11 protein-coding genes and 2 tRNA genes are annotated in these 14898 nt (G+C 44.1%); 7 read left to right on the forward strand and 6 right to left on the reverse strand.

What is annotated here, in order from left to right; all coding sequences use genetic code 11:
* Window positions 1-22: 22 nt before the first annotated feature.
* The 6 genes from FW774_RS08775 to FW774_RS08800 all read right to left on the reverse strand — a co-directional run bounded on the left by FW774_RS08775 (window position 23) and on the right by FW774_RS08800 (window position 3673).
* Window positions 23-106: transfer RNA gene (locus FW774_RS08775), tRNA-Leu, on the reverse strand.
* A gap of 20 nt (window positions 107-126) precedes the next feature.
* Window positions 127-209, reverse strand: a tRNA-Leu gene (locus FW774_RS08780).
* Window positions 210-267: 58 nt separating this feature from the next.
* Complete coding sequence (locus FW774_RS08785) at window positions 268-870, reverse strand: trimeric intracellular cation channel family protein (RefSeq protein ID WP_149347819.1); 603 nt, start codon at window positions 868-870, stop codon at window positions 268-270.
* Window positions 871-952: 82 nt separating this feature from the next.
* Window positions 953-2308 (reverse strand): MATE family efflux transporter, encoded by a 1356-nt coding sequence (locus FW774_RS08790; protein WP_149347820.1) that lies wholly within the window; start codon window positions 2306-2308, stop codon window positions 953-955.
* A 107-nt stretch (window positions 2309-2415) separates the two neighbouring features.
* Window positions 2416-3039 carry a helix-turn-helix domain-containing protein gene (locus FW774_RS08795; RefSeq protein ID WP_149347821.1) on the reverse strand — a complete coding sequence of 208 codons (624 nt, stop codon included), beginning with the start codon at window positions 3037-3039 and terminating at the stop codon, window positions 2416-2418.
* A gap of 148 nt (window positions 3040-3187) precedes the next feature.
* Window positions 3188-3673 (reverse strand): YiiD C-terminal domain-containing protein, encoded by a 486-nt coding sequence (locus tag FW774_RS08800; RefSeq protein WP_149347822.1) that lies wholly within the window; start codon window positions 3671-3673, stop codon window positions 3188-3190.
* Between the two features lie 848 nt (window positions 3674-4521).
* Between FW774_RS08800 and FW774_RS08805 the strand changes: the two genes are divergently transcribed.
* From FW774_RS08805 to FW774_RS08835, 7 genes are all read left to right on the forward strand, one after another.
* Entirely contained in the window at window positions 4522-5748 is a 1227-nt protein-coding gene (locus FW774_RS08805) for an MFS transporter (RefSeq protein ID WP_149347823.1), read from the forward strand.
* Between the two features lie 63 nt (window positions 5749-5811).
* Window positions 5812-6306 carry a D-glycero-alpha-D-manno-heptose-1,7-bisphosphate 7-phosphatase gene (locus FW774_RS08810; RefSeq protein ID WP_242457779.1) on the forward strand — a complete coding sequence of 165 codons (495 nt, stop codon included), beginning with the start codon at window positions 5812-5814 and terminating at the stop codon, window positions 6304-6306.
* Window positions 6307-6638: 332 nt separating this feature from the next.
* Entirely contained in the window at window positions 6639-7379 is a 741-nt protein-coding gene (locus FW774_RS08815) for a tetratricopeptide repeat protein (RefSeq protein ID WP_149347824.1), read from the forward strand.
* A 334-nt stretch (window positions 7380-7713) separates the two neighbouring features.
* Complete coding sequence (locus tag FW774_RS08820; protein ID WP_149347825.1) at window positions 7714-8607, forward strand: hypothetical protein; 894 nt, start codon at window positions 7714-7716, stop codon at window positions 8605-8607.
* Window positions 8608-8670: 63 nt separating this feature from the next.
* The gene (locus FW774_RS08825; RefSeq protein ID WP_149347826.1) at window positions 8671-9408 is read left to right on the forward strand and encodes a FadR/GntR family transcriptional regulator; all 738 of its coding nucleotides are present in this window, start codon (window positions 8671-8673) and stop codon (window positions 9406-9408) included.
* A gap of 138 nt (window positions 9409-9546) precedes the next feature.
* Window positions 9547-11595 (forward strand): heparinase II/III family protein, encoded by a 2049-nt coding sequence (locus FW774_RS08830; protein WP_242457780.1) that lies wholly within the window; start codon window positions 9547-9549, stop codon window positions 11593-11595.
* A 26-nt stretch (window positions 11596-11621) separates the two neighbouring features.
* Entirely contained in the window at window positions 11622-14888 is a 3267-nt protein-coding gene (locus tag FW774_RS08835; protein WP_149347828.1) for a SusC/RagA family TonB-linked outer membrane protein, read from the forward strand.
* The last annotated feature ends 10 nt before the right edge of the window (window positions 14889-14898 follow it).

A 14898-nucleotide genomic window follows, 5' to 3' on the forward strand; every position in this document is an offset into this window, starting at 1 on the left:
AAAGGCCGGTTTTGCACTTTCGTGCCCAGGGAGAGACTCGAACTCTCAAGGGACAATTCCCAACGGCTTCTGAGACCGCAACGTTTACCAATTTCGCCACCTGGGCGGTGAGCTTTATTTTCGGTGTGCCCGGAAGCGGATTCGAACCGCTACGCCCGTAAGGCGCCACCCCCTCAAGATGGTGCGTCTACCAATTTCGCCACCCGGGCTCAAGGGACTGCAAATATAAGGGTTAGCACCAAATTGGAAACAGATTTTTTAAAAAAATCATATTTCGGGCAATTGCCAGCTTTTCCGGATAGAAACAATGCGGATAGCCACAATGGTTAACACGCAGATAACCAAATTGATATCGTGCGAAATAGGGTAGTGCAGTAACAGCATGTATAAGCCACCGCCAATGGCGCAGGCGGTAGCGTACAGCTCACCGCGTTTTAGCAGGCTGGGCACAGTGTTGCTGATAATGTCGACTACCAGGCCGCCAAAAGTGGCAGAAATTACGCCCATCAATACGGCATACACATCATTGATACCATTGGCCAGACTTCTCTCAATGCCCACCACGGTAAACATACCGATACCTATGGCATCGGTAATAATAATGGTACGTTGAAACCGGTGAAGACCTCTTTTCAGCAGAAAGGTGATAATAACAGCGCTGATAACCAGGATAAGCGCCAGATAATCGTTGAGCCAGTTAATGGGCCGGGTTCCTATCAGCAGGTCGCGTATGGTGCCACCGCCATACGCATTCACAAAGGCAATAACGCAGGCGCCGAAAATATCCATACGGTGCGTACGGGCTTTTAATGCACCCGTAATAGCGAAAACGAATATCCCGGTATAAACAATAATATCAACTAAATCCACAATACGGTTAACTCAAAATATGTGTAATTATAAGCGTTTTAAACGAATCTAAGTCAGAGACAGGTTTATAATTGACTTTTCACTAATAAATATGCAGTTTTTTGCTGCTTCGCTGGAATCGCAGGAACAGCAATACCGACGAGACCAGGAGGCCGAGTGTCAGGCCGTACCATATCCCGGTAGCACCTGCGTGAAGCTGTATTCCCAGGAAATAGGCAACAGGCAGTCCGATTATCCAATAGGCCAGTAAGGTGATCCAGGTGGGGATATTTACATCGCCGATGCCGCGTAAAATGCCTAAACCCACAACCTGTGCACCGTCAAACAGTTGAAAGACGCCAGCAATAACCAATAACCGTGATGCAATAGCGATAACCCGTTCGTCGCTGGTGTACAGCCAGGGCAGGTATTGGTTAAAGGTGATAAATAGCAGGGCGGTCACGCTCATAAATACCAGCACAATATGATAGCTGGATATGGCCGATAAACGCAACTGGACAAAATCTTTTTTGCCAAAATGGTTACCTGAGCGGATGGCTGCCGCTGCAGAAATACCGCTGGCCATCATATACGTAGTAGCTGCCAGGCTGATGGCCACCTGATGCGCAGCCTGCTCGGCTATACCGATAATCCCCATTAAAATGGCTGCACCGCTAAAGGCGCTAACCTCAAACGTGTATTGCAGGGCTACCGGGGCGCCGATCTTCAGGATATTAAACGTACGTTTTTTACTGAAACGTTTTAAAGCCCGGGCTTGCAGGTAAGGCTTAAAGTGCTTTGAAAAGAAAATGTAAAAGCCCATCGCGAAAGCCATTACAGTACGGTCAATAAGCGTGCTGTAACCCACGCCGCGTACCCCCATCGGCTCAATGCCGAACAGACCTTTTACAAAAATTATTCCCAGGATAATGTTCAGCACATTTCCCCAGATAGAGATCATCATAGCCTGTTTGGTGAAGCCCAGGCCTTCGGCAAATTGTTTGAAGGTATTAAATATCATCAGCGGAATAATAGAAATACCCAAAAGCGCTAAAAAAGATTTTGTCTGCTCAACAACCAACGGCGATTGATCTAAATGGTCAATAAAAGCCAGTATGCCCATATATACCGTAAGGAATAAAATAATCCCTGAAATGATATTGATGTACAGGCTGTTATATAGCAACCTTCCGCATTCATTAAAATTGTTCCTGCCGCTTTGCTGTGCAATAAGCGGGGTAAGGCCATAAGATATGCCGATACCAATAACCAGGATGATGGTAAATATACTATTGCCCAATGACACAGCCGCCAGGGGAATAGTGCCGGCAAAATGACCAACAATAACGCCATCGGCTACCTGAACCAGCGTATGGCCCAGTTGTGAAATAACCACCGGGATTGCCAGCTTTAAATTGCTGCTGTAATGCGATTTATAGGTATTATACAATGCTTTCAAGGTATCTGAGCATTAAAATGAGGTAAATGTTGTAATGAGATAATCTTTTATTTAAACACAGGTTGGCCTGTGCCTGGCCTTTTTGACTTTTGACTTTTGACTTTTTATCAGGATGCCGTATAATATTCCTCTTTCTCGGTAGTATGCAGCCTGATGATGCCAGCCAGCAGCAGGTTCACCAGTATTCGCTGTGCCTTTCGGCGGGGCAATTTCATCAGCTTGCCATATTCCTCCGAAGTAATACGCTGATGGTTATCCAGGTATTCCAGCAATGTTTTCTCCTTGTCAGAATATTCAATATGAGTTCCCGTAGTGTTGTTGCCGCGTTTTAATACATCAACAACTATTTTGCTGGCCAGCAGGCTTTTATCTTTCACGCGGATATATACCCACCATTTTTTGTCTTCGCCTAAAGCAGCATGAGGTTTGGTATCGCTTTCTTTTATTTCGGCTACCAGCACGACCTTGTCATCTACGTAAATTTCTTCAAAAACCGGTTCGAGAGCAGGCCGGCAATAAATATGAGCGGCCTTATTGAGCATGTATTTCTCTTCGTCCTCAGATTTAACACCCTTTATGGTGCCGTCATCGGCAACGCCCACTAATAGCCTGCCGCCTTTATTATTGGCAAAAGCTACCAGCGTTTTGGCTATTTTTTCACAATTGGTTATGGTCTTCTTAAAATCCAGCGTATCGCTTTCGCCTTCAAAAATTAGTTTCCTGATATTCATAACACGGGATGGCAAGTTAAAAGTAAAAAGTTGAAAGTAAAAAGTTGAACGTAGTGAAATCCCGACTATTCGGGATTGAGCCCGGTATGTGTGGGGAAAATCCCCCGGTACTTATCCCGAACAATTCGGGCTTCGGGATCAAAATGCCTCAATAAGCAATGGTCCGGTTTTCGCCGGGATGCAGATTGCGTATATAGACTTCGTTTAAAACAGTTGCGCACAGCTCGCCATGCTTATTTACAATTTCCATAGGGTAGGCTTTAACAAATTTACCGTTGGTATTTAAAGCCCTACAGGCCTCATCAATATCTTCATCGTGCAAACGTATGGCGAAATACAGATTAGAGCGTCCGGGTTTCAGGTAATTAATCTGTGCGCTTTTTAACCATACACGTACTTTATATCCTTTTCGCTGCATAATCTGGTCGAATAAAATGGCGTAAAACGGGTCGGATGCACTGTATATGCTACCTCCAAATATAGATTTATTGTAATTGATATTCAGAATGCTTTTGGCAATCTTTACCCTCACACCGGTAAAATCCCGGTCAAATTGTTGTACCCATACCCGCTGAAAAAACAAAGGAGGGTAGAGGCGGAGCGCCCATTTTAATATACCGGCTGAAACAATCATCTGTTGCTAATATCTGAAACTCTATGCAGCTAAAAAAATTACTTTTTAAAAGCAGGTTAACAGCATTGGTACATGGTGGAACTTTTCAGGATCAGGTTAGAGAAGAAGATATTTGGGCTCCTGCCGGTGTTTAAAATTGCCGGAGACCTTTCGTTGGTAAATCTATTTTTTTAATTTTACTAAAACTCTTTTGATTATGGATATCCAGGCAACAAAGTTGGAATTAATCCGCCACTTATTGAACACCCAAAAAGAATCGTTACTAATATAAGGTAAAAGAACTGGTTTTAAAGGAAATCGGGGAAGTTATCGGCTATGAGGCAAAAGCCGATTTGAAAGATATTTATACTTTCATCAAAAAGAGCATCCCGTGAAACTTTCGGAACTATGAAAAACCTAACCAGAATTAGGTTTGAAGGGCTCGATTTTTACAAATTAAACATTGTGCATTTTGCTGCTACCAAAGCAACACTGACCTGCGTAAGCTAAACCGGATAGGAGCGGATACCGGCCTCGCGGCTAAAGCCTTGCAGGGATTGTGGGTTGGCTGCGCAGTATAAGCGTATAGCCGGACTACCGGAAGTAAAGCAGCACAGGTTTAGCTTTTCACAAGAAACACCTCTCTCACCCCTCCACACTCGCTTACATTTAATTTTTGCTCTTGCAAAAGTCAACTTAAGCATATTCCATGCTAACCCGAAACCCAATCCGGCTTCTAAACTTAACCCGGTCAGAGCTAAAATATTTGAACCAATATCTATCTTTTTAATTTTTTTTAAAAAGATAGATGCGAGCATTTTGTTTATTCACTTTGATTTGTAATTTAGCCGCGTTAAAAAGCTAAACCAATGTCGCAAACCAAAATCTCAAACCGGAACGTTATTATCTTAGTTATTGTAGCCGCTTTAGGCTATTTCGTAGATATTTACGATCTGCTTTTATTTTCCATTGTACGTGTAGAGAGCTTTACGGATATTGGTGTTTCTGCTGCCGATATGCGTACTAAAGGCGAATTTGTGATCAATATGCAGATGCTCGGACTGCTGTTAGGCGGTATTATCTGGGGTATCATCGGCGACAAGCTGGGACGGGTTAAGGTGCTGTTTGGTTCTATTTTGCTGTATTCTATCGCCAACATCGCCAATGGTTTGGTAACCAGCGTAAATATGTATGCCCTGATACGGTTCATAGCCGGTATTGGTCTGGCCGGAGAGCTTGGCGCCGGTATCACACTGGTAAGCGAAACCATGGATAAAGAAAAACGCGGCTACGGAACCATGATCGTGGCCGGCGTAGGTTTACTTGGTGCCGCTACGGCAACTACCATAGCACATGAATTTACCTGGCAAACGGCATATTTTGTCGGCGGAGGTTTAGGTTTATTGCTGCTGCTATTGCGGGTAGGTACATTTGAATCCGGTATATACAAGGAAGCCGAGCATAAGAACATTGAGCGGGGAAACTTCCTGATGCTGTTTACCGACAGAAAACGTTTTCTGAAATACCTGTATTGCATATTGATCGGCGTTCCCCTGTGGTTTGTGGTAGGTATCCTGGTAACCCAATCGCCGGAATTTGGCAAGGCGCTTCATGCAGCGCAACCGCTCAGCGCTGGCGTTGGCGTAATGTACACCTATTTTGGTATCGCTATAGGCGATATAGCCGCCGGAGTATTTTCCCAGGTAACAAGGTCACGCCGTTTAACCGTATTGGTTTTCCAGGTACTCACAGTGATCAGCATCTGCATGTACCTGAACAGCCAGGGCATCACCGAAAGCCGTTTTATCTGGCTGTGCCTGTTCATGGGATTTGCCGTAGGCTATTGGGCCACGTTTGTAACCATTGCTTCCGAGCAGTTCGGTACCAACATCCGGGCAACCGTAACCACTACAGCGCCGAATTTTGTCAGAGGCTCGCTTATACCCATCACATTTGCGTTCGAGTTTTTCCTTGAAAAGTATAACATCATTACCGCGGCATATATCATGACGGCCATTCTGACCATCGTGGCCATGTTCGCCCTCAGCCAGCTAAAGGAAAGCTTTAACAAAGACCTGAACTATATTGAAGAATAAAGCGGTAACGAAATTACAGGCTGCGTAATTGCCAGCATCAGATTTTTTAATAGTTTTGGCGCCATGATGCAAAAAACTAAGGCTGTATTTCTCGACCGTGATGGCGTGCTAAACAAAGAAATGGGCGATTACGTATGTCGCCTGGAGGATTTTACCGTGCTGGAGCATAATTTTAAGTCGCTTAAAGAATTGCAGGACAGGGGATATCTGCTCATTGTCATTACCAACCAGGGCGGTTTGGCCAAAGGCTGGTACAGCGATGAGGTATTGCAGCAAATGCATCAGAAGCTGAAAAAGACTTACCAGGATCAGGGAATTACCTTGACCGATATTTATTACTGCAATCATCATCCCGAATACAATGGCAAATGCCTTTGCCGTAAACCAGGTTCGCTGATGCTGGAAAAAGCCGCCGCCCGTTATAATGCCGACCCTTCAAGATCTTATTTTATTGGTGACCGCGAACGTGATGTATTGGCCGGTGAGGCTGCCGGCATGACCGGTATTTTGATCGATTCAGACCAGCCCATAAGCGAGGTGTTACACCTGATAGCGTAGGCGGACAGGAAATGTTAGATGTTAGACAGTGAATACCTAACGGGCCGGACGGTTTAAGAAGTTGCCAGGATGCTGAAATACAGATAATAAAGCATTAACCTTTTGTGGCTTTGGAGCATTTCTTATAGATACCAATAAACTTCTACAAAGTTATTTCATAGCTTAGCACCTGTTAACGTTGAATTGCTTATTTTACCTGAAATCAGTAGGTTATGAAATTTTTGACTCCTTTGCTTCTGTTCACCTTCTTTATATCAGCTATTGAAGCTAAAGCACAATCCCAATCCCCGTTTCAATTCAATAAGCCTTTTTATGAGGCTATAGATAAATAGGTGGTATTTCCAAAAGCTGAGAAAGATTCTCTTTATGGCTATGGGTTCATTTATTTAGATGTAGTAGCTGGCCCCACAGTAAACTACGAAGGGAAAATAAAAGTTAACGGAGCTGAAATTGAAAAAATAATAGATCCCTCCACTCTTAAGGCGGGTTTTAAATACAGATTAGGCCAAAATACCAGACTGGTGCATATCTTATCCTCACAACAGGTGGAGAAGCTTCAGCTAAAACCTGTACCAGATTGGTTGTCTATATATAAAAGTGCTGATAATTCTACTTATCAAACCGCCTTAGGCTCTATGTATAATGCAGTGGGGAGATCTGATATGGCTTTGCCCTTGCTGGAGGCCATCTACCAGAAAGATACCAAAAATCAAAAGCTTGTTTTTGAGCTTGCTTTTGCCTACAATGCATTACAAAATTATAAAAAGGCCATTGATGTTCTGGTTGCGGCCCTTAAGCAGGATCCGGATAATGCCTTATATTACAAAGAATTGGTTTATAGTTACTGTAAACTCAACAACCCGAAACAGGCAGAAGATACTTATACGGATTTTTTGCAAAAAGCTCATAATAAAACGTACCAGTACGAAATGGCATACAATATTATGTACCAGTACTTTTTAGATAGAAACAGAGCAGGTTTTGATAAATGGGCATCTGTTGTTGAAGCATCCCGGCAGGCAGCAATGCTTAAGAATTTAGAAGCCATGCGGCAAGACTGGGATAAAAAATAAAGAGCGTCTTATTGACGGTTAGAGATATACTCCTATCCGATACGAAGGTTGCCTCCCCGAAGACCGCTCCGTACAAATGGTAAACGGACAGGTCATTACACTGCCGTTTGAACGATAAGCATTTTATTTTCGATAATAGCTATCGTTTGGATACATCTTTTGTGAGAGCTTTATTTTACTCATAGCTCATAGAAAGCCCCATCAATTGTCCACTGTCCATTATCCACTGTCACTTGTCCACTGTCAATTGCTAATATTCTTTTTTAAACAAAATTTGCTATTCCAATAATAATATCTAAATTTGGTAAACCAATTAATTGGATAACCAAATCAGATGAAGCGAACTTTCTTGTCATTAATATTGTTGTGTCATGTTTTAGCCGGTTTTTCATCCTGTAAAAAAGGAACGGCAACAGCAAACAAAGAAAAAGAAGACACTAATCCCCCGGTGAGTACTCCTCAGCAGCAGGGCGCTCTATTATCCGCAACCGGCAGTAAAGATACTTACGCGTTGATCAACAGTGTTTTGGGTGGAAAGGGCGATGTGGTTGAAGCGCCGGATTGTGCGCATCCTGACTTTGGAAAGCATATCCGTGAAGTATATGATAACGATCTTAAAAAATATGTATTTGCATTTTACCTGCATAAATCACCGGACAATGACCGGTGTAACGGTAAGACAGACCGGCAGCGGAATGAGATCAAAACCTACGATCAATCGCCTGATAGCTTAATTGCTCATAACGGCGAAAGCTTTACGTATAAATGGAAGTTTAAGCTGGATGCCGGTTTTCAGCCATCGCCGGGCTTTACCCATATTCACCAGATAAAACCAGGTGACGGTGATGCCGATATGCCTATCATTACGCTAACGGCACGTTATAAAAAAGATGGCGACCAACTGGAACTGATCCATACCGGTGGTTCGGATGTAAATACCTCTTTAGGAAAGGTTGCGTCGGTAGATTTGGCGCCCTTTAAAGGAAGCTGGGTGGAAGTGACAGAAAACGTAACATTTGGCGGAACAGGTAAATATGAAATTACGATTAAGAGTGTAGATAAGCAGAAGGTGTTGCTTTCATACAGCACGTCATCCATAGATTTATGGCGCAGCCAGACCACGTTTTGCCGGCCGAAATGGGGAATGTACCGCAGCTTATTGTATCCGGATTATATACGTGATGAGGAGATCAGGTTTGATGATTTCCGGATCATAAAGAATAAGTAAGTAAATTTTCACATTTTAGACAAAAATAAATGATTGATTAGCTTTTAACCTTCAACTTACATCATGAGTTCCTTTATTGAAAATATTAAAGCCATACAGGTAGAATCTACAGTTGATAAGATCATCAGCCAGCTAAAACAGCTGATTGTATCGGGCCAATTAAAACCCGGGGACAGGTTGCCGGCAGAACGTGTATTGGCAGAAAAATTTGGCGTGGGCCGCAGCTACGTCCGAGAAGCCATTTTGCGTCTTGAATTTTATGGCCTGCTCAGAACGTCGCCGCAAAGCGGAACATACGTTTCGGGATTGAGCATTAAGGTGCTGGATAACCTCATAACCGATATCATTAAGTTTAACAAAGATGATTTTAATGCGCTGATCGAAGCCCGTTATTACCTGGAGCTCGATTCTGTGAAACTTGCTGCCGAACGCCGTACCGATGAAGATCTGAAAATTATTGAAACTGCTCTTACTGATTACGAGAACAAAATTAACGAAGGTTTGCCGGCAGTAGAAGAAGACATGTTATTCCACATGCAGATTGCAAAGGCAACCAAAAACACGATCATTGAATCGATGATCTTTATTCTCATCCCTGATCTGATAAGGAACATTGTTGAAAGTAAAATTTGCGGCGACGGACGGGGACAACGGGCAATCCCGGAACACCGTAACATATTCGAAGCGCTTGTTAATAAAGATATTGATGCTGCTGAAAATGCAATGGCAGGTCACCTGGATGAGATATTCCAGGTTAGCCGTGCCGGCTTTGAAGCCAAGCGCCTGATCGATGAATCATAAATCTGATAGCGATTATAGTCTGATAGATAATTAAATAAAATACATAATTAATTGATAATGAATTACTTGAATAAAGTGATAAGGGCTCTTATTTTCCTGTGTTTTTCCTGTAGCTGCTTTGCCCAGGTACATCCTAACATGATGTTGACTAAAGGCAATGTTGCTGCGGTACGCCAGGGATGCCAGCAATATCCGTTATTGAAAAGCTCCTTTATAAAGGTAAAAGCGGATGCGGATAAGGCGATAAACAGCCCGATAGAAGTTCCTGTTCCTAAGGATGGCGGCGGTGGACCCACGCATGAGCAGCATAAAAGGAATTACCAGAACATTCTGAATTGCGGCATTGCCTACCAGATAACCGGAGAGAAAAAATATGCCGATTATGTACGTAACATCCTGTTAAAATATGCCGATCAGTACGAAAAATGGCCCATGCATCCAAAAGCCAAAGATGAGGAGCCCGGTCGCATATTCTGGCAATCGCTGAATGATTTTGTATGGCAGGTACACGTAATACAAGGATATGATCTGGTATACGATGCTATTCCGGCCACAGATCGTGCAACCATTGAGCAGCACCTGTTCATGCCCATCCTGAACTTTTTTACTAAAGACTGCTACAAAACCTTTAATCTCATTCATAATCACGGTACGTGGTGTCTGGCTGCCGTAGGCATGACCGGTTATGTGCTGCATAAGCCCGAATATGTGGAGATGGCCCTGAAAGGTTCCGCAAAAGATGGTAAAACCGGCTACCTGGCCCAATTGCAGCAATTATTTTCGCCCGTCGGGTATTATACCGAAGGCCCGTATTACCAGCGTTATGCCATTTTACCGTTCGTGATATTTGCCAAGGCCATTCAGCAATACCAACCGCAAATGCATATCTACAATTATGCAAACGGGGTGTTAGCCAAGGCAATCAATACCTCGTTACAGCTAACTTATACCAATGGGCTGTTTTTCCCGCTGAACGATGCTATAAAAGACAAAAGCTTTGAATCGGTAGAGCTGGTTTACGGCGTTGATCTGGCATACAGTGACATGGGTGGTTCTGCCGATCTGCTGGATATTGCACAGCAGCAAAACCAGGTTATCGTATCGGATGCCGGCCTGAAAGTGGCTAAAGCCGTTGCCGAAGGTAAAACACAGCCTTTCCGCTATAAAAGTATGTGGTTCAGAGATGGAAACAAAGGCGACGAAGGCGGTTTAGGCGTGCTCCGTTATGGAAAAAATACCGACCAGCAATGCGTGGTGGTGAAAGCCGCCGCTCAGGGTATGGGGCACGGCCATTTTGATCGCCTGAACCTGTTATATTATGATCACGGTACTGAAGTATTTTCAGATTACGGTTCAGCCCGTTTCCTGAACATTGATACCAAAAGCGGTGGCGGCTACCTGCCCGAAAATAAAAGCTGGGCGAAGCAAACGGTAGCGCATAATACGGTAGTTGTCGATCAAACGTCGCATTTTAAGGCCAAAGTAGGCGATGCTGAAAAATATTATCCCAAACTGTTGTCCTTCTCAGATAAACCCGGCTTACAGGTAGTAAGTGTAAAAGAAGAGCACGCTTACAAGGATGTTGCCCTGGTTCGTACCAGCATATTGTTCAAGCCGGAAGGAGCGGACAAGGAATTACTGATCGACGTGTTTAAAACGTTATCAGACCAGCCGCACCAATACGATCTGCCATTCTGGTATCAGGGGCACATTACCGATATCTCGTTCAAAACCGTATTTAATAGCAATAATTTGCAGGCTTTAGGCAAAGACTTCGGTTATCAGCACTTATGGTTAAATGCCGTTTCTGATGTCACAGACCAGGGCTATATCACAGTGCTCAATAACAAGCGCTTTTACACTACCTCGTTTTTGGCAGGCAAAGGCATGAAAGTACAGTTTGTTACAGTGGGCGCTAATGATCCGCAAAATAATTTAAGGAATGAAAAAGCATTCATCCTGTCGCAGAAAGCTAATAATGGCTGCTCTTTTATTTCACTTACCGAAACCCACGGTGCAACTGATCCCATAGCAGAAACGGTGGTGGGTTCAGTGAAGAGATCGGGTAACCTAAGCCTGATCAAAGACGATAAGCAGCAAACTTCATTCTCATTTGCTTATAAAAAACATACCTATACCGTCACTATAAACTATACCGATAACACTTCTAATGTGCAGATAAATTAACCAACGCTAAAATAAAACGAAAGATCATGTATTATAAACCAAAACGATTATTTAATTGCCGTAGCAGCGCCCTGGTTTGCGCCATTGCATTGCTTGGTTACTTTAATCCTGTAGCTGCCGAAACCACAGTGCCGGATAGCCGTTTGACATATCTTCTGAAGGATATCACCGTAAGCGGTCAAGTTACCGATACCAGGGGCGAGCCGCTGGCAGGCGTAAGCATCACCATAAAAGGTAAGGCAACCGGTACTACTACCGGTATTGATGGAAAATATGTTCTGAAAGGCGTGCCTGAACAAGGAACACTGCTGTTCAGGTATATCGGTTTTAAGCCGCTAACTGTTGCTGTAAATAACCGTAAAACCATTAATGTAAAGCTGGAAGAAGAAGTTAAAGACCTGGACGAAGTGGTGGTAGTAGGTTATGGTACGGTAAAAAAATCGCATTTAACAGGCGCTGTGGCCAAGCTGAAGAATGATAATTTGGATGAAATTCCCACATCGCGGCTGGATAATGCCTTGATCGGGAAACTGGCCGGGTTAACCGTTCAGAACAATACCTCTGAGGTTGGTACAGAGCCAACACTGCGCATCCGCGGGGCAAGCTCTATCAGCGCCAATGCCGATCCGTTGGTAGTAGTAGACGGTCACCCGATAGAAGATGGACTGGCATACGTTAACCCGCAGGATGTAGAATCCATCGAAGTGCTGAAAGATGCTGCATCGGCAGCTATCTACGGTTCTCGTGGAGCAAACGGGGTAATTATTGTAACTACTAAAAAGGGTGTGGCCGATAGGCCGAAGTTTACCTTTAAAACCTATTACGGCATTAAGCAGGCATACAGTACGTTGCCCATAATGAATACTACCGAATATACCAATTTACTGTTCGCTGAAGCCGCCTTGCGGGCCAATGATCCATCGGTTGCAACGGCAAACCAGAACCTGATAACCGCAAACGAGCGTGCCGCGTATATCATCGAAAACCAGATTAGCGGTACACCAACCGATTGGCAGCAGGTAGCTTTACGCGATGCCAGCATTTATAACGTACAATTGGCAGCATCCGGCGGGAAAAAAGATTTGCGTTATTATGTTTCAGGCAATTTGCAGCAGGATCAGGGGGTGATGAAGTTCAGCGAGAACAATCGTGGAAATTTTAAAGCCCGGATAGACGCAAATCTGAGTCCTAAGTTAAATATTAGTGTAAATATCAATCCTACTTATACCAAAACCCGGCGGCCTGCGGTAAACTTTACCGATTACTATCGCTTTTATTCCTTCCTGCCGGTATATCATACACCATTTACGGCAGAGTTTGTAGATCAGAATGCGCAATGGGCTGATATCCGTCCGGGAGATTATGCCCAGGCACGTCATTTTACCAATTTGTATTATGCAGGTACGATGCCTGATGGCTCTTTCTGGACAAGCAGCGGAACTATTGAGCCGTTCTCTACCCAGAATAACACGCCATTGTCTATTGCCAATCGCGAAAACCGCTATTCTACCACCTACCGCTTTCAGGGTAGTACCGATCTGAGCTACAATTTTACCAAAGACCTGGTGTTTAAAACTTCGGTAAGCGCCTACTACAGTAACCGCGAGGACGATACCTTTACCAAGAGCAATGCCCGTAAAGATGGAGATGTTAATTCAGGCACTATTCATACCCTTAGAACGATCGACCTGCTTTGGGAAAATACGCTGAATTATAATCGCAGCTTTGGCAGCCATAACTTTAGTGGGTTGTTAGGTTATACGGTACAAAAGACCACGCTGGATGAGTCGAATATCGTAGGTTCAGATTCACCTTCCGATGATTTTACAAGCCTGAGTCAGGCTGCTTATATCGATCAGCTGCAAACCTATACCACCAGGACGCCAATTGGCTTGCTTTCATACCTGGGACGTATTAATTACGATTATAAAGGAAAGTATCTTTTTTCAACCAGCCTGCGTACAGATGGCAGCTCTAAGTTCCGGGATGGCCGCCGCTGGGGATGGTTTCCCTCGGTTTCAGGAGGCTGGGTGATTAGCAGCGAGCCTTTTATGCAGAAATCACAAAGCTGGATGAACAACTTAAAAGTAAGGGCCAGCTACGGGGTGACCGGTAATAACCGGATCGAGGATTTTTCATACCTCGATCTGTTATACAAAACCACATATTCGTTTGGTGATGGCACCGGTACAGTATCGCAGGGACAGTCGCCCAATAATGCAGTAATATTCGGGCCTGATATTACCTGGGAAACCACCAGCTCATTTGATGCCGGCGTTGACTTTGGTTTTCTTAAAAACAGGTTCACGTTAACCGTAGATTATTACCGTTCGCAAACCGATAAATTATTGTTACAGCAAGGCACGCAATCCATTACGGGGTCTAACGTTTTCTGGAACAATAACGGTAAGATCCAGAATCATGGTCTGGAAATAGAGCTAAGCTCGGCCAACATCAATCACAAAAACTTTAAATGGAACACATCGCTTAACTTCTCAGCGAACCGCAATAAGCTGCTCAAATTAGGCGGCGAACCTTACCAGTACAACTATGGCGAGCGCAACGAAATTTATGCGTCCATTGTCGGACAGCCTTATATCCAGTTTTACGGATATAAAACCGACGGGGTATGGCTTTCGCAGGCCGATGCCGATGCAGCCGTAGCCGCCGGGCAGACATCCATCCTGCAAAAGTATTTCCAGGAAGGTGGTCTAAAGCTAAAAGACCTTAACGGCGATAACAAAATTGACGAACAGGACAGAACCGTAATAGGCTCGCCGTTCCCGGATTTTACCTGGGGAATTAACAACAGCTTCAGGTACAAGAACTTCGATCTGAATTTTCTTATCCAGGGTTCACAGGGCGGCCAGCTCATTGATGGCGATGTATATTACAACGAAACCAAAAAGCTGAACCGCAATTTTACGGATAATCGCTGGGTAAGTCCGGCAAATCCCGGCGACGGAAAAACGCCGTATTACACCAACGGTATAGCCGCCGATGTGCTGCTGACCGATTATGCTGTTGAAGATGCATCGTATGCTTTTTTACGTAATGTGAGTTTAGGATATACCTTCCAGAAGCCGTTGCTTAAAAAGCTGTCGGTTAAGTCACTACGATTATATGCTGCGGCAGACAATGTATTTTTTGTTACGGCAAAATCATACCGCGGAATCAATCCCGAAGCCCGGGTAACCTCTTCGGCTTATGCTTCGCCCGTAGTGGCAGGATACCAGCGTGGTGGCTTCCCGGTGAATCGTACATTTACCCTGGGCCTCGATGTTAATTTTTAGAATCCGATAG

Source organism: Pedobacter sp. BS3, assembly GCF_008274585.1.
GTDB lineage: Bacteria > Bacteroidota > Bacteroidia > Sphingobacteriales > Sphingobacteriaceae > Hufsiella_A.